This is a genomic window from Planktothrix serta PCC 8927, from assembly GCF_900010725.2.
Lineage (GTDB): Bacteria > Cyanobacteriota > Cyanobacteriia > Cyanobacteriales > Microcoleaceae > Planktothrix > Planktothrix serta.
This window is the reverse complement of sequence record NZ_LR734877.1, coordinates 408197-430011: the sequence shown is the minus strand read 5'-3', so window position 1 is coordinate 430011 and position 21815 is coordinate 408197. Positions and strand designations below refer to the sequence as shown.

The 21815-nt window shown below is 38.6% G+C and carries 20 protein-coding genes, 1 tRNA gene and 1 pseudogene; 13 read left to right on the top strand and 9 right to left on the bottom strand.

What is annotated here, in order from left to right:
- Nucleotides 1-158: 158 nt before the first annotated feature.
- The 3 genes from PL8927_RS18540 to PL8927_RS18530 form a co-directional block, all read right to left on the bottom strand.
- Nucleotides 159-1082, bottom strand: a complete 924-nt coding sequence (locus tag PL8927_RS18540) for a DMT family transporter (RefSeq protein WP_083624560.1) — start codon at nt 1080-1082, stop codon at nt 159-161.
- Between the two features lie 258 nt (nt 1083-1340).
- Entirely contained in the window at nt 1341-3380 is a 2040-nt protein-coding gene (gene ligA / locus PL8927_RS18535; protein ID WP_083624558.1) for an NAD-dependent DNA ligase LigA, read from the bottom strand.
- 194 nt (nt 3381-3574) lie between these two features.
- A complete protein-coding gene (locus PL8927_RS18530) occupies nt 3575-4537 on the bottom strand; it encodes an Npun_R2479 family HD domain-containing metalloprotein (RefSeq protein ID WP_083624556.1) in 963 nt (320 codons plus the stop codon).
- Nucleotides 4538-4812: 275 nt separating this feature from the next.
- On the opposite strand from PL8927_RS18530, the gene PL8927_RS18525 reads away from it, so the two are divergent.
- The 3 genes from PL8927_RS18525 to yidD all read left to right on the top strand — a co-directional run bounded on the left by PL8927_RS18525 (nt 4813) and on the right by yidD (nt 6863).
- Nucleotides 4813-5670 carry a calcium-binding protein gene (locus PL8927_RS18525; RefSeq protein WP_083624553.1) on the top strand — a complete coding sequence of 286 codons (858 nt, stop codon included), beginning with the start codon at nt 4813-4815 and terminating at the stop codon, nt 5668-5670.
- Between the two features lie 61 nt (nt 5671-5731).
- Nucleotides 5732-6625, top strand: a complete 894-nt coding sequence (gene truB / locus PL8927_RS18520) for a tRNA pseudouridine(55) synthase TruB (protein WP_083624550.1) — start codon at nt 5732-5734, stop codon at nt 6623-6625.
- Nucleotides 6626-6638: 13 nt separating this feature from the next.
- Nucleotides 6639-6863, top strand: a complete 225-nt coding sequence (yidD, locus tag PL8927_RS18515; protein ID WP_083624549.1) for a membrane protein insertion efficiency factor YidD — start codon at nt 6639-6641, stop codon at nt 6861-6863.
- A gap of 69 nt (nt 6864-6932) precedes the next feature.
- Here yidD and PL8927_RS28870 read toward each other — a convergent pair whose 3' ends face one another.
- Nucleotides 6933-7835 carry a calcium-binding protein gene (locus PL8927_RS28870; protein ID WP_083624547.1) on the bottom strand — a complete coding sequence of 301 codons (903 nt, stop codon included), beginning with the start codon at nt 7833-7835 and terminating at the stop codon, nt 6933-6935.
- A gap of 1239 nt (nt 7836-9074) precedes the next feature.
- Here PL8927_RS28870 and PL8927_RS18505 point away from each other — a divergent pair.
- A complete protein-coding gene (locus PL8927_RS18505) occupies nt 9075-9530 on the top strand; it encodes a hypothetical protein (protein WP_083624545.1) in 456 nt (151 codons plus the stop codon).
- A gap of 72 nt (nt 9531-9602) precedes the next feature.
- Here the strand turns inward: PL8927_RS18505 and PL8927_RS18500 are convergent, their stop codons facing one another.
- Nucleotides 9603-11663 carry a prolyl oligopeptidase family serine peptidase gene (locus tag PL8927_RS18500; RefSeq protein ID WP_083624542.1) on the bottom strand — a complete coding sequence of 687 codons (2061 nt, stop codon included), beginning with the start codon at nt 11661-11663 and terminating at the stop codon, nt 9603-9605.
- 199 nt (nt 11664-11862) lie between these two features.
- Between PL8927_RS18500 and cofG the strand changes: the two genes are divergently transcribed.
- From cofG to PL8927_RS18470, 6 genes are all read left to right on the top strand, one after another.
- Nucleotides 11863-12843: a 7,8-didemethyl-8-hydroxy-5-deazariboflavin synthase subunit CofG gene (gene cofG, locus PL8927_RS18495; protein ID WP_083624540.1), complete on the top strand. Its 981-nt coding sequence runs from the start codon at nt 11863-11865 to the stop codon at nt 12841-12843.
- Between the two features lie 16 nt (nt 12844-12859).
- Nucleotides 12860-12930, top strand: a tRNA-Cys gene (locus PL8927_RS18490).
- Between the two features lie 50 nt (nt 12931-12980).
- Nucleotides 12981-13205: a DUF433 domain-containing protein gene (locus PL8927_RS18485; protein ID WP_083624538.1), complete on the top strand. Its 225-nt coding sequence runs from the start codon at nt 12981-12983 to the stop codon at nt 13203-13205.
- Nucleotides 13202-13534, top strand: a complete 333-nt coding sequence (locus PL8927_RS18480) for a DUF5615 family PIN-like protein (protein ID WP_083624535.1) — start codon at nt 13202-13204, stop codon at nt 13532-13534. Before PL8927_RS18485 ends, PL8927_RS18480 begins: the two co-directional genes overlap by 4 nt.
- Nucleotides 13535-13759: 225 nt before the next feature.
- A complete protein-coding gene (locus tag PL8927_RS18475; RefSeq protein WP_083624532.1) occupies nt 13760-14398 on the top strand; it encodes a J domain-containing protein in 639 nt (212 codons plus the stop codon).
- Nucleotides 14399-15283: a hypothetical protein gene (locus tag PL8927_RS18470; RefSeq protein WP_083624530.1), complete on the top strand. Its 885-nt coding sequence runs from the start codon at nt 14399-14401 to the stop codon at nt 15281-15283.
- A 449-nt stretch (nt 15284-15732) separates the two neighbouring features.
- On the opposite strand, the gene PL8927_RS18465 is transcribed toward PL8927_RS18470, so the two are convergent.
- Entirely contained in the window at nt 15733-16215 is a 483-nt protein-coding gene (locus PL8927_RS18465; protein WP_156093239.1) for a cupin domain-containing protein, read from the bottom strand.
- A gap of 193 nt (nt 16216-16408) precedes the next feature.
- The gene (locus PL8927_RS18460) at nt 16409-17275 is read right to left on the bottom strand and encodes a DNA adenine methylase (RefSeq protein ID WP_197047469.1); all 867 of its coding nucleotides are present in this window, start codon (nt 17273-17275) and stop codon (nt 16409-16411) included.
- Nucleotides 17276-17474: 199 nt separating this feature from the next.
- Between PL8927_RS18460 and PL8927_RS18455 the strand changes: the two are divergent.
- Both PL8927_RS18455 and PL8927_RS28865 read left to right on the top strand, forming a co-directional pair.
- Nucleotides 17475-17804: pseudogene (locus PL8927_RS18455) on the top strand (serine/threonine protein kinase); the annotation flags it as partial.
- Between the two features lie 260 nt (nt 17805-18064).
- Nucleotides 18065-18223 carry a sensor histidine kinase gene (locus PL8927_RS28865; RefSeq protein ID WP_269322025.1) on the top strand — a complete coding sequence of 53 codons (159 nt, stop codon included), beginning with the start codon at nt 18065-18067 and terminating at the stop codon, nt 18221-18223.
- Between the two features lie 55 nt (nt 18224-18278).
- On the opposite strand, the gene PL8927_RS18445 is transcribed toward PL8927_RS28865, so the two are convergent.
- The gene (locus tag PL8927_RS18445; protein ID WP_083624524.1) at nt 18279-19196 is read right to left on the bottom strand and encodes a metallophosphoesterase family protein; all 918 of its coding nucleotides are present in this window, start codon (nt 19194-19196) and stop codon (nt 18279-18281) included.
- Between the two features lie 388 nt (nt 19197-19584).
- On the opposite strand from PL8927_RS18445, the gene PL8927_RS18440 reads away from it, so the two are divergent.
- Entirely contained in the window at nt 19585-19809 is a 225-nt protein-coding gene (locus PL8927_RS18440; protein ID WP_083624521.1) for a hypothetical protein, read from the top strand.
- 172 nt (nt 19810-19981) lie between these two features.
- On the opposite strand, the gene mrdA is transcribed toward PL8927_RS18440, so the two are convergent.
- Complete coding sequence (gene mrdA / locus PL8927_RS18435; RefSeq protein WP_083624519.1) at nt 19982-21796, bottom strand: penicillin-binding protein 2; 1815 nt, start codon at nt 21794-21796, stop codon at nt 19982-19984.
- Nucleotides 21797-21815 lie beyond the last annotated feature (19 nt).

The window sequence follows — 21815 nt, the reverse complement described above, 5'->3', positions numbered from 1 at the left end:
AAGGGAACAGGGAACAGGGAACAGGGAACAGGGAATAGGGAATAGGGAATAGGGAATAGGGAATAGGGAATAGGAGGGAATAGAAAAAAGTTATTACCCACCCGATCAAGTATTTGTAGCAAACATTAAAGGATTTCATATTAATAGAATTAAGCACCCTAAGTTTTTTTCCCTAATGCAATCATCATTGAACCTGCGACTACAAAAAAGGCTCCTGTTATCGCAAAAAGGGTTAAATTTTCAGGTTTAATTAATAGGGGAAATAATACCGCAATAATATCAACAGAAATTAAGGTAATAATGGGAGCTAAGGCTAAAACCGCACTCACCCTGGACGCTTCCCAATGTTCTAAAGATTCCGCAAAACAACCGTAAGCAATTAATGTATTGAGTCCACAAAATAGTAAAATTAAGAGTTGAAAGGGGCTGAGGGTAAAAATTGCTGTGGGTGTTGCTATCGGTAAATATAAAATTGTGCAGCTTCCATAAATAAAAGCCATAACTTGAGAGGAGGAAAGTTGTTGCAATAGTTGTTTTTGAACTAAGGCATAAATCGCCCAACAAATAGCCGCCGCTCCTAAAATAAAGCTCCCTAATAAATATTGATTAGAAGCCGTGACTAAATTCCGTAATTGTTCATGGAAGAACAAACTAAATCCTAATGTGAGAACCCCCAAACCTAACCATTGCAATCGTGTATAATGTTCTTTAAAGATAACTAACGCCCCTAACCCCATTAAAACGGGAGACAGTTGAATTAAAACTTCGGCATTTGTGGGGGAAGTTAAGGCTAATCCTTGTAAAAATAGCACATAGTTAGCGGCTAAAAATATTGTGGCAATTCCTAATAGACCCCAAGGCATTAAACGCCACTTTTGAACATCAGGGAGTTGTTGACGAGTTGTTAAATATCCTCCTAACAAAACAAAAGCAATTAAAAATCGATACCAGGTCACAGTATAAACATCTAAAGCTTGTAAAATAATGGCTAATCCTAATGGTAGAATTCCCCATAAAAATGTTGTTAATAGAGCTAACCCTAACCCTAACCGCCATCGCCCTGAAGTTGAATGAAGTGGCATTGTATAAATTTGAAAGAAGCCCCTATCATTATAATATAAAAAACAACGAGAATCAGATACACCCAAAAACTAAGTTTTTCTAACCATACCCGCGCCATTTTTTTAACTGTAGATGTCACCACAAAGACACGAAGACACTAAGGAAGAGATAAAGGAAGTATTTAAGCTTGATAAACAAAATCATATCCCCTTAATCATCTTTTTTCCTTTCTTTGTGTCTTTGTGTCTTTGTGGTAACAATTCCAGAAGCCAAACACCCTACAGTAAAGTTAATAATTCTGCTTCAGATAACAGGGTAATTCCTAAATCTTGAGCTTTTTTGAGTTTAGATCCCGCTTCTTCTCCTACAACAACATAATCAGTTTTTTTACTCACTGAATCTGTTACCTTTCCACCAGCATTTTGAATTAATTTTTTGGCTTCATCCCGTTTTAAACTGGGTAAAGTTCCTGTAATTACAAAGGTTTTACCTGTCAAGGATTGAGATTGATTAGTTATATTATAATCTATTTTTTCGGAATTGGCAAGCTGTAATTCTGCTGTTTTTAATCGTTCAATTAATTCTTGATTTGCGGGAAGATTAAACCATTGATAAACAGAATAGGCAATTTCTGGCCCAATTCCATAAACCCCTTCAATTTCTGAAGCGGATGCTTGGGTTAACTGTTCAACGCTCTTGAATTTTTGCGTAATTAATTCTGCGTTAACACTGCCAACATGACGAATACCTAACCCATATAATACCCGTGACCAGGGTTGTTTTTTAGAAGTTGCGATCGCCTTGACAATTTTAGTGGCTGACTTCTCTCCCATGCGGTCTAAAGTCATTAATTTGTCAATAGTTAATTCATATAAATCTGCTACAGAATTAACTAATTTTTTGCTAACTAATTGTTGCACTAATTTATCCCCAATACCATTAATATCTAACGCATCTCTGGAACACCAATGAATCAAAGATCCTTGTAAAATTGCCGGACAAGACTCATTAATACATCGCGTCACCGCTTCTCCCACAGGCTGTACAACGGGTTGACCGCATTCGGGACAATGGGTAGGCATTTCAAAGCGTTTAGCGTCCTTGGGGCGCAATTCTAATAAGACTCTCAGCACTTCGGGAATAATTTCCCCGGCTTTGCGTACAATTACAGTATCACCGAGATGCAAATCTAACTCAGTAATGCGATCGCGGTTATGTAAAGTTGCTCGTTGAACCGTAGTTCCAGCGAGTAAAATCGGGTTAAGTTCTGCAACGGGTGTTAACGCCCCAGTTCTCCCCACTTGTACGGTGACAGATTTTACTTGCGTCGGGGCTTCTTCTGCGGGATATTTATAAGCGATCGCCCACCGGGGAAATTTCTGAGTAAATCCTAATTTTTCCTGTAGGGATAGAGGATTAATTTTAATTACGACTCCATCGGTCATATAGGGTAAATTATGGCGTTTTTGATCCCAATATTCACAATATTTAATTACATCTTCTAAGTTAGAACAAAGTTGACGATTTGGATTAACTTTAAACCCCATTGTTTGCAATAATTCTAAATTATCCCATTGGGTTTTAGAGGGAATAATTTCTACATTATCTCCTGAAGAAATATGTAAAGTATAAGCAAAAAAATCAAGCTTCCGTTGGGCGACAATTTTAGAGTCTAATTGTCTTAAAGTTCCGGCTGCTGCATTTCTAGGGTTAGCAAATAATGATCCTCTTTCTTTTTGTCGTTCTTGATTAATAATTTCAAAAGTGGTTAAAGATAAAAAGGCTTCTCCCCGCACTTCAACGATAGGAGGAGGATTTTCTAACTCTAATTTTAACGGAATAGAACGAATTGTTTTAACATTTTGAGTAATTTCTTCCCCAGTTATTCCATCTCCTCGTGTTGCGCCTCGCACTAATATTCCATTTTCATAAGTTAATGCTAAGGCTGAACCATCTATTTTTAATTCACAAACATAAGTCGGTAATTCTGAGGAATTTGTGGCTATTTTTTGCCCTCGATCTTGCCAAGTTTTTAACTCATTAAAATTAAAAGCATTATCTAAACTATACAGAGGAATATTATGTTTAACGGATTGAAATTGGGTTGCTGCTTTTTCTCCGACCCGTTGCGTCGGACTATCAGAAGTAATTAATTGCGGATATTGTTGTTCTAAATCTTGCAATTCTCGATACAATTGATCATAAACAGAATCCTCCATTGTCGGAGCATCCAAAACATAATATTCATAACTGGCTTTTTGCAATAATTTTCTTAATTCTTCAACTCGTTGCTGAATTTCTGGGGTAAGATTTTTCATAGTTAACTCCTCAAACTTTTTCAAATATAGCAACCGCCACAGTTAGGACATAGACTGATACTTACACCTAGACAGTTAACTCTTTTCCTCCCTGTTCCCTGTTCCCTGCTATAATAGAGATCAAAAGGAAGGTCAATTGATTAACCTCCCTTTGTCAATTAAGAATTATCCTTTTTCCTGTCTAGTCTCAATTTCTACAAATTTAAGTTTGTTAGTTCACTAAAAACTAACTGTTTTTGCTCATTGACAGTCCCGTCTTTATTCTGATCCGTTCGACTTCCACCATTGTTTTCAGTGGGAAATTGATTAATTCCTTGTAAAATTCGAGACTCATTTTCCACTTGAAATACATTAGCGTAGAGGTTAGCAACAACCTGCTTTCCTTCTTGGGTGAGTTCCAAATATTTGAGAGCCGCCGGAATATAAGGAAATACACCATTCCAATAAAATTTAGCGTAATTTCGGCGTAAATCACCAGGGGTTTTATACCCTAAAACTTTGTTTGTTCCCACTTCTTCAAACTCATAAAATAAGGAACTAATCTTTTTCAAATAACGCGGATCACTGAGTTGACCAATCAAATCAGCGGCTCTTGCTAGTCCTGAATAGTTTTGTCGATCTTGGTGAGTTTCATCGGCGGGAACTGGAAAACGAGTTAATTCAATATTGCGTTTAATTTGTTCCGCATCGATTAAATTATGACCCCCAAATCGTTCATCAATCACTAATTTTCCGCGATCAACATGATAAGGTGTTAAACTGGCTGAAGTGGCTCCAACAGAAATCGAAACAATGCCATCTCCAATTCCGGTTGCATATAAACCAATAGCTTCTTGATCCTGACGACAAACCCCTTTAACATAGCCAATATCATGACACAGTAAGGAAATAATAAAATGTAACCAGTCTTCTGTCGTCACCCCCCCTTCTCGAATATGTTTTCCGCGTAAAATTTCCTGCCCCACTAACGTCACTAACATGGTATGCTCAACGTTGTGGTAAAGGGCATCACAATTCGCTATATTTTCCAGAGCCATTGTTCCAGCCCAAGCGATAATTTCAGGGTAGTTTGGTTTAAACCCTCCGTAAGTGCGACGATATCCCGCTTGCAATTGTTGAACAAAGGCATCAATTAGAATGGCTGTGGCATTAAACATAATTATCCGTGGGATAAAGAATTAGAGATGTCAATTCGGGTGCAAAAGAGTGCAAGATTTGGGGTAGTTGATTGGCAAGCCCAGAGTTTTGCAGTAAATTTTATTGAGAGTCTCAAGGTTGATCCTATTATATTCGACTTATCCCTGATCTTGGCATCGGTGAGTTTACGGAATTAGAGTCATGAGCGCTGTTCAATTTCGCCATCTCAAAGGTTCAGACAGAGGAGAATAAATTGGTAAAATTTTAAACAAACCCAATTCATTGTTAACTAATTATGACCTCCGCATTTGATCCCGACTTAATTTTCTTATTATACGACCAAACCCTTCCTGGGGACACCTTAACCAATGATACAACCGGGGGGAGTAGTACCGTTACGGGGGGAAGTGATGGAAGTAGTACCGTGACCGGAAACGAAATTCCCCAAGTGAGTGATACCTTGGGAGATAGTTTGAATGGAACCGATGCAGCCGATATTATGCGAGGCAATATAGGAGATGATAGTTTGTATGGTCGGGGGGGAGGCGATACCATTTTTGGTGATGATGGAGAAGATTTGATTGATGGTGAAACCGGAAATGATTATATTAATGGTAATCAAAGTCGGGATTCTATTTTAGGGAGTGAAGGAAATGATACCCTGTTTGGAGGGAAGGATAGTGATACCTTATATGGAGGGAATGGACAAGATTTTTTATCAGGAAATAATGATAATGACCTGTTGATAGCAGGTAGTGATTTGATCGGAACTGATGATAATAATAACACCCTGTACGGCGGAGCGGGTGATGATTGTATCGTTGGGGGAAATAGAGATGATTTGTTATCGGGAGATCGAGGTCAAGATATTTTAGTCGGCGGTGAAGGACAAGATGGATTTTTAATTTCTGTTAATTCTGGGAGTGCTAATCAAGCTTTTGTTGATGTCATATTAGATTATAATGAAAATGATGATTTCTTTTTTCTACCGTCAGACTTAACTTATGGTCAATTAGAATTTGAAACAGGAAGTGTTAATGAAATTAACGGTTTATTGATTCGCACGGATGATGTCAATAATCCCACTTATTTAGGGTTTATTTCTGGTTTTACAGGAAACTTAACATCTGGAGATTTTAAATCTCTCTCTTAGTTAAAATTTGAGGGAATAATCGGATAGAATAAGGATTTCATAGAGAGTATTCAATAGCATAATGTACGGGTTTCTCAACCTTAATAAATCTGCGGGTTTAACCTCCCATGACTGTGTGGCGCGAGTGCGTCGAATCTTACGATTAAAACGAGTCGGACACGCCGGAACTCTTGACCCAGCAGCAACGGGAGTGTTACCTTTGGCTCTGGGAAAAGCCACTCGTTTATTACAATTTCTCCCTTCTAAAAAAGCCTATCAAGCCAGAATTCGATTTGGTGTTACGACCGCAACTGATGACTTAGAAGGGGAAATATTAACGAGTCAACCTGTACCCGATTTACAGCTAGAACAAATTCAAGAAATTCTTCCTCAATTTAGGGGTAAAATTGAACAGATTCCTCCGCTTTATAGTGCTATTCATGTTCAAGGAAAACGATTATATGAGTTAGCTAGAAAAGGAGAAAAAATAGAGGTTCCGAGTCGGACAGTAGAAATTTTTGATCTGAAAGTTTTAAACTGGTATCCGGGGGAATTTCCAGAGTTAGAAATTGCGATCGCCTGTGGTTCAGGAACTTATATTCGCTCTATCGCTAGAGATTTAGGCGCTATACTGAATTCGGGTGGAACCTTAGCTAATTTAATCAGAACAGAAAGCAGTGGTTTTTGTTTAGAAAATAGTTTAACCTTAGAAACCTTAGAAACCCAAGTTCAACAACAAACTTTTTCCCCCTTATCTCCTACCCTACCTCTAAATCATTTAACAGCAATTACCCTGATACCGGAATTAGCAAAACGTTGGTCTCAAGGACAATCAATTGCTGTAGATTCTGAAATAATAGAACCTCATCCTGTTAGTGTGTATGATCAAGAAAACCAACTTTTAGGAATTGGAAAATTTACCGAAACTCCCGATCAAATTCTCCTCAAACCTCAAGTTGTTCTTACGGGAAATTAACCCACTTTATAATATGAAAATTCTATTAATTGCCCTAATTCGAGGCTACAGATTCTTAATTTCTCCCCTGTTTCCTCCCGTTTGTCGCTTTCATCCCACCTGTTCCCAATATGCTATTGAAGCCATCGAACGATTTGGAATCATTCAAGGGAGTTGGTTAGCGGTACGACGCATATTAAGATGTCATCCCTATCATCCAGGAGGGTATGATCCCGTTCCTCCCAAACCCGAAGATTAGGCCGTTAATGAGCCAAAAAAAACGGGGTAGACTAGCTACCCCTAGAACTAAATTATAGCAAGTTCAGACTTAGAATAGTTCAAAGTCGCTAGCTGTTAGAGTAGGATTATTGACAAATGTAGCTACTTCTTGGGCGGCTCCACCAGTGACGAAGTATAACTTGCCGTTTTCGGAGTCATAAATCAGTCCAGTAGTGGTACCGACGTTAGCAGTATTGAAGTTAGCAATCACTTGGAATTCACCAGCTTCTACACTGACGCCTAGAGATGCGAACTCAGTAGTAGATAAGGCGATCTTGTCACTTCCCGATGTGAAATCAACTACTACGTCAGCATTGTCACTGCCAACTTGAGTAAAGGCAAATTTGTCACTTCCGGCTCCACCGGTTAAGTTATCATTGCCTTTGTCTCCAGTAATGAAATCATTATCGTCTCCACCATTAATCACATCATTTCCTTGGCCACCATAGATGGTGTCGTTTCCGGCTCCACCATAAAGTTGGTCATTGCCTTCTTCGCCCCAGATGACATCATTGCCGTCTCCACCATCAATGACATCATCTCCGTTTCCACCCGCAAGGATGTCATTACCCGTACCACCGGAAACCGTGTCGTTTCCGTCATCACCATTGATGGAATCATCTCCATCACCACCATAGAGCAGGTCATTGTTAGCACCACCATAGATTAGGTCATTGCCACCTAAACCATAGATTGTGTCGTTTCCGGCGTTACCGTAAAGTTCATCGTTGCCACTGCTACCATAAATCAGGTCAGGGCCATCGAACCCATAAATGACAACAGGATTTGCGGCTCCAGCAGAGAGAATATCTCCTGAACCCTTACCTTGAATAATTTTGGTATCAGCTGTACCTGAAATAATATTGGCTTGACCTTCTACACCATTGAGGGCAACCCCGCCTCCGGCTAGTGGTACTGTTGTTACATCTGGAGATGTTACTATTTGAGACATTCAAGTTCTCCTCACGTGAGTTTAATAATGTTAGCGTTTTGATTTTTCTGGGATTCTACAATAGGAACTTCGTTACTGGTCGTCTTAGAGATGATTAAACTCCAACTCACCAGTGATTCCAGTTGAGTCATGAACACCACGTTTAGTTTATCCTAAAAGGAATAAACAATCTAGTGTATCCTAACCTAAAAAAGGACATTGCTGGTAATAGGGCAAACTCCATCTCTATAGATACAAAAAACGATTGAGCATCACCCACTGGAAACCCTTGTAGTGAAGCCAACCTCTCGTCAGTAATGAGTAAAAAAATATCGTATCAGCTTAACAGAAGTGTCAAGAAAATAGCAAGAGATTGAGAAATTTTTGTCTGGGGGTTAAAGGGACAGAAAAGAACTATAACATCATCTCACATCTTTTGGATCGTCTGTTCTAGGGAATAAACCCCTAAAAAACTAGCGATCGCTTGATGTGAAAACCACCAACCTATGGCCAGATGGTAGAAAATGAGCCCTGGATGCTAGTGATCCCTGACACACCCTCGTTTAGAGCGATCTTCTTGACACTGACCCCAAACTAGAGCCGAAACGAACGCGAGAACAATCTAGCTATCATTGACTCACCCCAATCCTTAGAAGTTCCCAGAAAATTATTTTTATATTGGAGAAAATCGAATCCCTGGATCTGAATCGGCTAAAATGCTTGGAGTTAAACGAATCAAGAGCAATTGATCACAGAAGTTGATTGTCCTCATCAAGTCCAGTAGATTCGGCAACTCTTTTGAGGATAATTCGCTCTTAATCATCGAAAATTTTGGGTAGAAACCCCTAACTTCTAGGACGGCTTTACATTAATTTGAACTGGGATTAGAATAATTAAAGCCACGATGACCTTAATTGACGGGTGAGATTCCCAGTGGTGGGACGCTCTAGTTAAAGGGCGTTTAACCGAAATGGTTGAACCGGTGTTGAAAACCTAGTTCTAGCCCCCACAAGCAGAAACAATTAAGCGAGTGAGTGAAAAACGACTTAAAAGTAGGCTCAGACCCTTCGGGGCGAGAGAGTAGAGGCAATTGGCATCGTAGGATCGCACAACACTAGAACACGCCTAAGAAGGNTAACAGGTGTTAACCCAACAAATTATACTTATTATGATGATAATAGTTGGGATAATAACAGTTCAGATGATTATTATCAAACGTATCCCGTAACAGGTATTACTTCAACGACAACTTGGGATACTGTGACAGGAACCCATTGGGATGATGTCTTACAAAATCCTCAATATCAAGAGAATTTACTTGAAGCTTTTGACGAGGAATATTATCGACAAAGCAATCCTGATGTTAATTTAGCTATCACTCAAGGAACCTTATCTTCAGGTTTACAACAGTATATTTATTCAGGAGAAACAGAAGGACGTTCACCGAATCAATACTTTGATGAATCCTACTACTTAACTACAAATCCTGATGTAGCTAATGCTGTCCAAGTTGGTGCATTCAGTTCAGGTTTTGAACATTTTGTGATGTCAGGTGCTGAGGAAGGACGAAACCCCAGCACCCAATTCAACACAGGATTTTATTTAGCACAGAATCCTGATGTTCTGCAAGCCATCAACAGTGGAGTTGTCAGCAATGCGTTTTCTCATTATACCCTGCATGGTCAGTTTGAAGGTCGGATTGCAACATCAATTTAAACTGAATTAAATTAGACACTCAATAGAAACCTGATTTCCTCAAGAAATCGGGTTTCTATTATTAACATTCAGTTAGGAATTAATCTTGAGGACTCGCGTTAAAAAGGCAAATTCATCAGCAATTTCTTCAATCATTTTATCGGTGGGTTTTCCAGCACCATGTCCGGCTTTAGTTTCAATTCTAATTAATACTGGATTTTCCCCAATATGGTTTTCCTGTAATGTCGCCGCAAATTTAAAACTATGGGCGGGAACAACTCGATCATCATGATCTGCTGTCGTAATTAAAGTTGCGGGATAAGCAATTCCTGGCTTTAAATTATGCAGAGGAGAATAGGCATATAACGCTTGAAATTCTTCGGGATTTTCCGGTGAACCATAATCAGAACACCAGGCCCAACCGATGGTAAATTTATGGAAGCGGAGCATATCTAAAACCCCGACCGCAGGTAAGGCTGCTGCAAATAAATCCGGGCGTTGAATCATACAAGCTCCCACTAATAGCCCCCCGTTACTTCCGCCAATAATTGCTAATTTCTCGGCAGAAGTATAGCGTTTTTCTATTAACCATTCGGCGGCACCAATAAAGTCATCAAAGACATTTTGTTTCTTCAGTTTCATTCCCGCTTGATGCCAATCTTCTCCATATTCTCCCCCTCCTCGTAAATTTGCGATCGCATAAATTCCACCCATTTCTAACCAGACTAAACGACTAACCGAAAAGGAGGGCGTTAGAGAAATATTAAATCCCCCATATCCATATAAAATTGTAGGGTTATTTCCGTTTAATTCTACCCCTTTTTTAGCGGTAATAAACATCGGAATTAGGGTTCCATCTTTACTCGGATAAAAAACTTGTCGAGTTTCGTAGTCGTCGGGATTAAAATCAACATTAGCTTGGCGGTAAATTGTACTTTCTCCTGTCACCAGATTGTATCGATAAATGGTATTAGGAGTGGTAAAACTGGTGTAACTGTAAAAGGTTTCGGTATCATATCGTTTCCCTCCAAAACCACCCGCCGAACCCAGTCCGGGTAATTCAATTTCTCGAACAAATGACCCATCTAAATTAAAGATTTTAATTTGACTATGGGCATCTTTTAAATAATCCGCAATCAATTGATTATTTAAAATGTTAACCCCTTCTAGGGTTTCTGGAGCTTGGGGAATAATTTCGGTGTGAGTTTGGGTATTAATATTAATCGCAATCACTCGACTGCGAGGCGCATCTAAATCCGTTGTAAACCAAAAATTTTCTCCTTCATAATCAATAAAACTATAGCTGGCTTTAAACTCAGAAATGAGTTCTATTACGGGAGAATTGGATTGAGTTAAATCTTGATAAAAAACCAGATTTTTAGATTCAGTTCCCATCCAAACGGAAATAATTAAATATTTGCCATCTTCGGTGACAAAGCCGTTAAATCCCCATTCTTTATGATCAGGACGTTCATAGATTAAGGAATCTTCAGATTGAGGCGTTCCTAAACGATGGTAATAAAGTTTTTGGAAATAATTGGTTTCTTCTAAGGGTTTTCCCTCCTGGGGTTGATCATAACGGCTATAATAGAATCCTTGATGATCGTGTGTCCAAGATGCGCCCGAAAATTTAACCCATTTTAAATGATCGGATAAATCTTCTTGGGTATTAATATCTTTAACCTTCCATTCTTGCCAATCAGAACCCGAAGTAGATAACCCATAAGCCATGAAATTTCCATCTTCACTAATTGCTATTCCTGATAACGCAATCGTTCCATCAGCAGATAGGGTATTTGGATCTAATAAAATTTTTGGTTCTGCATCTAAAGACTCTAAAACGTAGAGAACACTTTGATTTTGTAGCCCATTATTTTTAAAATAGAAATAGCGAGTTCCTTGCTTAAAAGGAATCCCATATTTTTCATAATCCCACAGTTGAGTTAGGCGATTTTTTAGGGTTTCTTTGGCTGGAATTTGATTCAAATAAGCAAATGTAACTGCATTTTGAGCTTCAACCCATGCTTTCGTTTCTTCTGAGTCTAAATCTTCTAACCATCGATAGGGGTCAGCAATGGTCACACCATGATAATTATCAACTTGATCACATTTTTGAGTTTGAGGATAGCTGAGAATTTGGTTCTGTTCAGACATGAGGTTAAACAATAAGAGTTGAACGGTAAGGTAGGATGCGTAAGCGTAGCGTCACGCATCACTAGATGCTTTATGAATCATTAAATCCCGGTCAGGGACGGGTTTTGATAAATTCTTTTTAGGGATTTAAGATAGACTCGAACCCGCCCCTACTGATTCTATTATAATTCAAAATGAGCATTAGGATTAAACTAAATTTATGATCAATCAATACATTAGTTACAGTCCAGCTTACACGATTGTTCCGACTTATGACTGTTTTAATCGCTGTAGTTATTGTAATTTCAGAACCCATATCGGTGAAAGTCCTTGGTTAACGTTAACAGAAGCAGAAAAAATGTTAAAACCGCTTCAAAATCAAGGAATTATTGAGATTTTGGTATTAAGTGGAGAAGTTCATCCGAATAGTTCTCAACGTTTGGCTTGGTTTCAACGAATTTATGAGTTATGCGAATTAGCAATATCCTTGGGGTTTTTACCTCATACCAATGTTGGGCCGTTAAGTTTTACAGAAATGACCCAATTAAAACAGGTGAATGTTTCTATGGGGTTAATGTTAGAACAAATTACCCCTAAATTATTAGAAACGGTTCATCGTTATGCCCCTAGTAAAGTCCCTGAATTGCGGTTACAACAGTTAGAATGGGCAGGAAAATTAAAAATACCCTTTACAACGGGATTATTATTAGGAATTGGAGAAACTTCGCAAGACAGGAAAAACACTTTAAATGCGATCGCAACCGTTCATCAACGATGGGGACATATTCAAGAAGTAATTTTACAACCCCACAGTTTAGGAAGTCAGCAAATAGGACAGAGAGACAGTTTTGAGTTGCAGCAATTACCGGATATTATAGCGATCGCCCGTTCTATTTTACCTCCTGATATTAGCTTACAAATTCCCCCTAATTTAGTCAACCATCCTGATATTTTATTAGCCTGTTTAGACGCAGGAGCGCGAGATCTCGGCGGAATTGGCCCCCGTGACGAAGTGAACCCCGATTATCCCCATCCTGATCATCAAACCTTACAGGCAATTTTAGACCCCAACGGCTGGCAACTGGTACGACGTCTACCTGTTTATCCTCAATATGATGCTTGGGTATTTCCCGACCTGCAAGGGATTGTGAGCAAATGGCGAAAAAAGCTTGCAATTTCACAAACACCTGTGCTATATTAAATAACTGCATGGTCGTGGCGGCATAGCCAAGCGGTAAGGCAGAGGTCTGCAAAATCTCCATCCCCGGTTCAAATCCGGGTGCCGCCTTTAAAAATAAATCTAATTGTAAATTGTCTGTTGTTTCGCCCTACGAAGCCATGCGGTATCAAGACATCATCACGATAGAACCTGGAAAGCGAGGAGGTAAACCTTGTATTCGTGGAATGCGAATCACTGTTTATGATGTGCTGTCTTACCTAGCTTCAGGTATGACCTATAAGGAAATCCTGGATGATTTTCCTTATCTCACTCAGGAAGATATTCTTGCTTGCTTAAGTTATGCGGCTGACCGAGAACGACAAACATTAATGATTCAAGCATGAACCTACTGTTTGATCAAAATCTGTCACCTCGATTGGTCAATCGTCTTGCTGATTTGTATCCTGACTCTCAACACGCTTCCTTTATTGGTTTAGATCAAGCAGACGATCGCGTACTGTGGGAGTATGCAAATCAACATGGCTTTACTGTTGTAACCAGAGACTCTGATTTTAGTGAGTTGAATGTCTTGCGAGGATTTCCACCAAAAGTGATCTGGATTCGACGAGGTAATTGCTCAACAAATCAGATTGAAGAAATTTTGCGATCGCATTATCAAGACATCATCCAGTTTTACGAAGATCCTGCTCTTGGAGTGTTAGCGCTATATTAGTATAGTTTTACCGTCCTATCCCACTGGATTTGCTCACTATGTCTGGGTTACAGTTGTAGGTTGCAGGGATAAGTTGCGATCGCCTATCCCTGACGTTAAAGCTTTTTAAGATTAACCCAATAAAGTTTGCAGCCTATAGTGCTAAGAAGGATAGAATGCGATCGTGAAATATGTGTTATGCTATCTCATAAAGCAATTGAATAGCTCGGTGTTCAACATATATTCATGGACACGTATAAGCAGGTAGCTGAACCTAATGCAGTTGCTAAGGCAAGGTTTGATAGGAACTGTGCCTTGATTTACCTTGACTTTCAAAACGCACTTGCTCCAGCCGAAAGGCGCTGTGTGCGACGCATTACTGCTTGGGCAAAAATATACTTTGTTGAGTTTTATAGAGGTAGTCCTGTCTTCTTAAGTAAATCAAATTACATTGCAAACAACGAGAACTTAAGCAGTGACGTAGGTTTGAAGCGTGAGTTTGCTGACCCATACCGCCTTCAAGCGTCAAATCCAAAAGTCAAATCGCGGCATCATGTAGATCCACTATGGGATAAGGAAACTCACGATAAGTGGGTTGAAGAGCATGAGTTAGAGGTGCGTCTATTTTGGGCACGAAAAAAATACTTAGATCTTGGTGATCCGGAAGATATAGCAAATGTCAAGGCAAATTATGAATTGTTAGGGATTGAACCTTTTTCCAATTCTGAAACAATCAGACGTGCGTATCATCAAGAAGCTAAGATTTTTCATCCGGATCAAGGTGGAAATGCTCAAAACTTTGCATTGCTCGAAAAAGTCTACAGAAATGTATTAGATAATGCAGTTAAAAATGAGAATAAGCTTTTAATGAAGCAAAAAGTGTAAATGTTTGAAGTTCATTATTTTTCTGATAATTCAGTAACTTTCTCAAGAAATCTAATTGCGCTTAGTGATCTCTTAACGGTACTAGGAATTAGGCAGAAGGCTCAGTATCAAAATATAATTAAACGCCACGAAGAGCGGCTATCCCAATTTCCTGAAGAAGCATATACCAATGATCTTGCCCCTTTTGGTCGAGAGAAAGAGATTTTTGTAAGTGGGAACAAGCGAAAGTTTATTAATCTTCGCCAATCTATTATTTGTGTTCACCAAGCAATTAATTTAGGAATAATTACTAGCCAATATGGATTCAATTTCTTGCAGTGGTACGCCTATATTGTTGAGAGTGGTATAGAGCAATGGTATGTTGAAAAGTCTGAAGAGGCTCTTCAAGATAGCTTAATTATGTTAGCAGGCTATGGAAGAATCGTCATTCGGCAAGAGGTGACTATTCTCGATAATTTATCGGATTCTGATAAAAAGACTCGACGTTTTGATCTTGTTGAGTTTGATAATCCTAGAAAAGCCGTTAGAATCCGAGAGCTTAAGAAACATACAATTACAATCAATCACGTTCGAGAGGCGATAGAAAAGCGACGCTATTTGGAACTTGCAGTTCAGAAATACCCTGGAAAGCAAGTAGACTTTATCTTTTGCAGTCCTGCTGGAATTGAAGATAGTGCCAGTAATTTTATAGACCAATTTGAGAATATCTACTATGAGGAAATGCAAGAGTTAAGCCTACGCTTATACCTGAATGCTTTAGATCATACCCCTATTGAAGGCTGGACATATTTCCAACGAAATATATTTAGTAAATTCCAAAATATTTTGCCAGAGCAAAAGCTTCTACGAGCCGCAGAAGATGTGAAGCGTCAGAAAAGAAAGTAGTTTTTTAACTTAATAAAATTCAATCATCTGCTTTATCAACTGATAAACAGACGCTCTTTGGTTACAGCCGCCACAAGTAACAGGGCAGTCTAACTATTATTAGGCTGAAAAATTATGGCTATCCGTCAGAACTAGATGGATAGCAAAATCTTTCAGCCTTGTTCTGCGAGATAAACAATAATATTGAAACCAGCATTTAGAAAAAACTCCTCTATCTGTCGGCTTGTCCAATATTCAACTTGGCGTTCATAGACAAAAGTTTTGGCTCCCATACATTGCTACTACCCTAATTTAACTTCGCTATTGAAAGATAACTCACAAATACTGCTACAACCGAGGACTTAGCCACATAAAGTAGGTAACGTGAAACCAAACATGACTCGATTGAGCGCTCGCATTGTATCCTTCAACTTAATGCGATCGCCGAACGTTCTAGTGCAGCCCAGTTGTTAGACAGTGACCTTAATATGGGCGACCATCTTGTGCGTTAAAGCCCATTCACCATTCGGCAATTGTGTTGCTTTAAGATCGTCATTTGGGAATTCCACCTCATCTCCCTCAGTGCGATCGCCAATTTCAAGATAGGTTACATTTTCCTCAGATCGATTAATCAGTTGATGGGCGATACCTGTCCCTGCCTTAAATCCATAGCAGTCACCAGGATGCAAAACGAATTCCTCTTCGCCCAGTACCAGCGTTGGGCTGCCTTCCAATACCAGGATAAATTCTTCTTGCTTTGAGTGGCTGTGAGCAAGTGCAGAAATTGCACCCGGTGAGAGATGGGTTAAATTAACTCCAAAATGAGTTAACCCAAAATACTCACCCAGTTTTCGCTTTTGTCGTCCCTTCATAAGGGAAGCATAAGGCTCTGGGTATATTGTCTTACCGAGCGGCGCTGAAATCAATTCTGCTGAAATTGGGGATTGCTTCACAACTCATCCTTCCTTACTATGTAATGGTTGAGCGGTTTATATCGTTACGTTGTGTCCTAGTTTTGCACGAAACTGTTCTAGGGGAGAAATCTTTTGACTTTTGGATAAACTCTATGGGGTTAAACGTAGGGATTCAAGTGGGATGAAAAAATCAATATATCATTTTTTCCTGTTTTTTTGTTGTTCATATCTTTTAAGGTTTGGGAACATAATTTAAAACTAAAACCTCATCTATTTTACCTCGTTTGAGAGCATTAGAGTTAATACTGCGGGTTGCAGAAAGGATTTTTATTGTTTCTTTATAATCTTTATACAAATCCAAGATAAAATCTGTGGCTGAATTACTTAACATCACATTACATCCTTTTTCGGTTAATTCATCAACCACTTGTTTTAAACGTCTTTGTTCATTTTGATTAAAGCCATTAATATCATATCCCGTGAAAGAAGCGCTATTAGAAACGGGATCATAAGGAGGATCAAAATAGACAAAATCGCCTTTTTTGGCATCTTTAACAGCTTCAGCAAAATCACGATTTAAAAAAGTTACTGTATTTTGATTAAAATAATCGTTAACTCCTCTTAATACCGCCTCGTCTAATATATTCGGATTTTTATAACGACCAAAAGGAACATTAAAATGTCCTTTAGAATTAACTCTAAATAATCCATTGTAACAAGTTTTGTTTAAATAAATAATTCGAGCAGCTTTTTCGGCTTCAGAAAATTTACTATACTCTTTTAAACGATCCCTTTCCCGCAGATCATCATAATATTCTTTGGAATTTTTCGCTTTGTGATCTTTTAAAATCTCAATGAGTTCTTCAACATCATCTTTAATCACTCGATAACAATTAATTAATTCCCAGTTACTATCATTAACAATTGCTGTTTTGGGTTGTAACTCAAATAAAAGTGCACCTCCTCCTAAAAAGGGTTCATAGTATGTAGCTTTACCTATCTTTTTAGGAAGATATTTTAGGATTTCAGGTAATAATTGTCGCTTCCCTCCTGCCCATTTTAAAAAAGGTTTAACTAGGGGATTTTTTTGCACAGTCACAGACTAATAATTCCTTAAAAATTTAGGATCATATTCTATTTTAGATCGAATTGAAATTTTAGTCAATATATTTTATTCAAAATCTGCTAGTAGCTTCAGGTCTGAAGGTTTATAATTAGAGGAAGCCAAGCGACCTGATGGTATTTTATTAGATTTGTCCAGCTTGATATCGATAAGTTGACAACCTTGATTCAACCGAGAAGAACTAAAAATTATTGATTTTGGGATTTCTACTACCTTCACCCGTGAAAATCCTACCCTGAAAAATCCGAACCTTTTGGAAGGAACTTTAGCGTATATCTCACCCGAACAAACCGGACGGATGAACTGTTCATTAGATTATCGTACTGATTTTTATTCTCTGGGTATCACCTTTTATGAATTGCTAACCGGACAGTTACCTTTTAAAACTGATGATGCGTTAGAGTTAGTCCATTGTCATATTGCTAAACAACCGATTTCTCCCCATGAAATTCAGCCGGAAATTCCGATCATTCTTTCAGATATTATCATGAAATTAAAGGCAGAAATAACAATCAATTCTATTCATTTAGAACCCCTAACTTTAGATGCAGTATTGTTTATTTAGAAAACGATCGCGCCACGGGTGCGTTTACCCATGATCGCTTAGAAATATTAAAACTTTTATCCGCCCAGGCTGCGATCGCCATTGAAAATGCTAGACTCTATGCAAATTTAGCAGAATCTCATCGAACTCTGGAAACAAAAGTCGAGGAACGTACCGCCGAGTTAGCGATCGCTAAACAAAAAGCAGAAGCCGCCGCCGAAGTGAAAAGCACCTTTTTGGCGAATATGAGCCACGAATTGCGATCGCCTTTGAACGCAATTTTGGGTTTTGCTCAACTGCTTCTGAAAAGCTCAACTTTAGTCCCAGAACATCAAGAAAAGATTCGGATCATTCTTCGCAGTGGAAAACTTCCAGTTTGATAAAATTCTAGCATTGCTGGGTACTCCTAATTTTAAATAGACTAAGAAAGTGCTATTATAAGAGAATAATTCCCTGATCAAACACTTGATTTTCTGTGTCAATTGCCTGAATAACCATTCGATCTGGATAAATCTCAATGGCAGTAAATCCTAATATTGAGGCGGCGGTTGCTGTCCACTCTGAACTTCCGACAGGGCGAATTGCTGCACCTCCATTTCCACTTGTTAAATACGTTGTTTCATCAATTGGTTTTGTGCGTTCATAATCATGTTCATGACCATTCATATAAAGTTGCACCCCATATTTTTTAAACAACGGGGTTAATCGATTCATCAATTCTGGGTTAACCCCATAAACCCCAGAAGAATAAATGGGATAATGACTATAAACGATTTTCCAAGCAGATTGACTATGTTGCAGTTGGTTTTCTAACCAAGGCATTTGTTTTTCCCAGTCAGCATTTTCATTAGCATCTAAAACAAAAAATTGCACCGGGTTATATTGAAAAGTATAGTAACGACCTTTCATATTAAATAAAGGATAAGTGACTTGGCGATCGCCATTTTCTGTTCTAATATCGTGATTCCCTAAACAAGCATAAAATTTAACTCCTTGTTGGAGTAAGGGTTGATAGGGTTTCTCAAAAACTTGATTAATTTTCTCAATTTCGCCGTTTATATAAATATTATCTCCCAATAAAGTTACCACTTGAAAAGGATGGTTTTGATGATAGCGAAACATGGCATTAGCGACATCATATTGTCCCTTTTCTCCTGTTCCTGCATCTCCAATGGTGACAAAACGAAATAGCGGTTTAGGGTCAGAAATCTCTGCGATCGCCGGATCTACCCCCAAAATTTTTTGATGCGGAGGCTCGGAAACGGTCAAAAAACCCTTCTTGATTTCCCACCCAACAACACTAGAAGCACTCAGACCCATTAACAATAGAAATTGACGGCGATTCAATGACATAGGAAGGAAAAAATTAACCGATTATATGATTATGTAGAATAGTACATTTTAGGGTGCTAGACAATCATTTATCGGCTGTGCGGCACACCCGCGTTTGCCAGAATCCAAGTCTTAAGTGCTATAGCGACTGCTATAATCGCTAAAATTTTAGCCTGAAGTTGACAGCGATGGATGGTAGTTCACTCCTACTTTTGGTGACAAAATTAAAAACAGGGAACTTTAGAATTTCCTAATCGTCTATTTTTAGGTTTTGATGATTGACTATATCAAACTTTAATAATAATAATCCCTCTTTAGAAAGATGCCATATCTCCGTGTAAGTACGGAGAATAAAAACGTGATTTTTGTACAAAATCCCTCACCATTCTGTAACGAGATGTAAACAAAAATGAATAAAATTAACCTAATTGTTGAGACTTGTTTAGAGACAGGCTATCTAACCGTAGATGCCGAAGAACGATTGCGTAAGCTTTTGCAAACAACTAAATATGGGATAGAGGATTTTCAAGCTTTTTTAAAGTTACAAGAAGCTGTAATTGAAGGATTAGTTCGTCAAGAATCGCGCGAATTAATCCTGCATAATAGTGCTATTTGTAATTTATTAATTTCTTAGCAATTAACCTCAATTTTCATCGAATCAGATCACCCTAGAGGTTAGAGGAAAGGGTACAAAATGAAATTCAAAGCTTACTGTTAACTGATGTTCCCCCTTTTCTATTAAAAACTCAACAACAAGATTGCACCTCTCCTCTTTTAACACCTAATGCGATCAGATCGTTCTAGATTTAAGATTTAGATTTAGATTTAACGTTCCGACTACTAAAATAGGTTTTAAAAATATCATGGGCAATGGGAGCCGCAGAAACCGCACCATATCCTCCCCCTTCCACTACAACAGCGATGGCAATTTCAGGTTTATTTGCAGGCCCAAACCCAACATACATCGCATTATCGGGCTGTCCAGGGATTTCAACTGTTCCCGTTTTTCCACCCGTTAAAGGAATAGTCCCGTCATTTAATCCCCGTCCTGTTCCTTTTTTGACCACATCAATTAATCCGGCGCGAATTAAATTCAGGGTGGATGCAGAAATTTGAGTTTTAATCGGTTTGGTTTCAGATATATTCGTTTGAGACATTAATAAATGAGGTTGAACTCGCCACCCATTATTTGCTACCGTAGAAATCATTACCGCCAATTCTAAGGGCGTTACTAAGACTAAACCTTGACCAATTGCCATCGTAACTGTATCCCCCAAATACCAAGGTTCTCCATATAATTTTTCCTTCTCTTTGGGGGTAGGAATTTGCCCATAATTTGCCCCATCCAACCCCAATAAATCCAGATTAATCGTTCCTGCAATTCCCAATTCTTTTCCCCATTTGGCAATATTTTCTGCTCCAGTTTTCACCCCAACCTGATAAAAAAAGGTATTACTACTAAAAGCTAAAGCATCTTTAAATCCAATCACACCATAACCTTTTCCATGTTCATGAAACGCAATTCCACCAATTTTAATCGCTGAAGAAGTTGCGAGTTTAGATGTAATTGAAAATTTCCCCGATTCAATTCCGGCGGTTGTCGTCACAATTTTAAAGGTACTCCCCGGAGGATATCCTTGTAACGCTCGATTTAATAAAGGTTGTTCCGTGCTTTGTAGTTGTTTCCATTCTTGACTTGTGACTTGATCTGTAAATACATTCGGATCAAAAGTCGGCCCACTGGTTAAGGCTAAAATCCCTCCGGTTTTAACATCTAAAACTACAACTGCACCTCGACGATTTGCTAAAGCTTTTTCTGCCGTTTTTTGTAAGGCTAAATCTAAGGTTAAGCGAATAGATTCACCTTGTTGGGGAGGTTGAACTCCTAACTCTTGAATTTCCTGACCCTTAGCATCCACTTCAATTAATCGATTTCCCCAAATTCCCTCTATTTTAGAATTTGCTAATTTTTCAACTCCTGTTTTTCCGACCATCATTCCCATCGGATAATCGGGATTTTGTTTTAATTCCTCTGATGTTGCTTCACCAATATAACCTAAAATATGAGCCGCTAAATTTCCATTCGGATAACTCCGTCGAGATTCTCCCCGAACTTCAACACCGCGTAAATTTTCCACTTTCTCCGCTAAACTAATAAACATTTGAGCAGAAAGATTCGGACTAACTCGAACGGGAATTCGAGATCGATATCCGGTTTTTTCTAATTTTTCAATAATTTCAGCAGCCGGAATATTTAAAATAGATTGGAGTTGTTCAACGGTTATTTTCCATTCTTCAGGAGATTGTTCTTGGGGCCATAAATATACCGAACGAGATAATTGACTTCCGGCTAAAAAATACCCGTTTCGATCTAAAATTAACCCTCGTTTAGCCGGAACAGGAATCAGACGTAAACGATTATTTTCAGCCCGAATTCGATGATATTCTCCCTGGAGTAATTGCAGCCGAGCCAGTTGAATCCCTAACCCACTAAAAAAACAACCGATTAATAATAATAAAATCACACCTTGGTGAAGGCGGCGACGTCGAAGGGTTAGATTTTGGGGTTCTGGGGTGACAGCATAATGGGATTGAGCCGGAAACAGGGATTCGTTAGCCATAGTTGAGAAATTTTTAGAT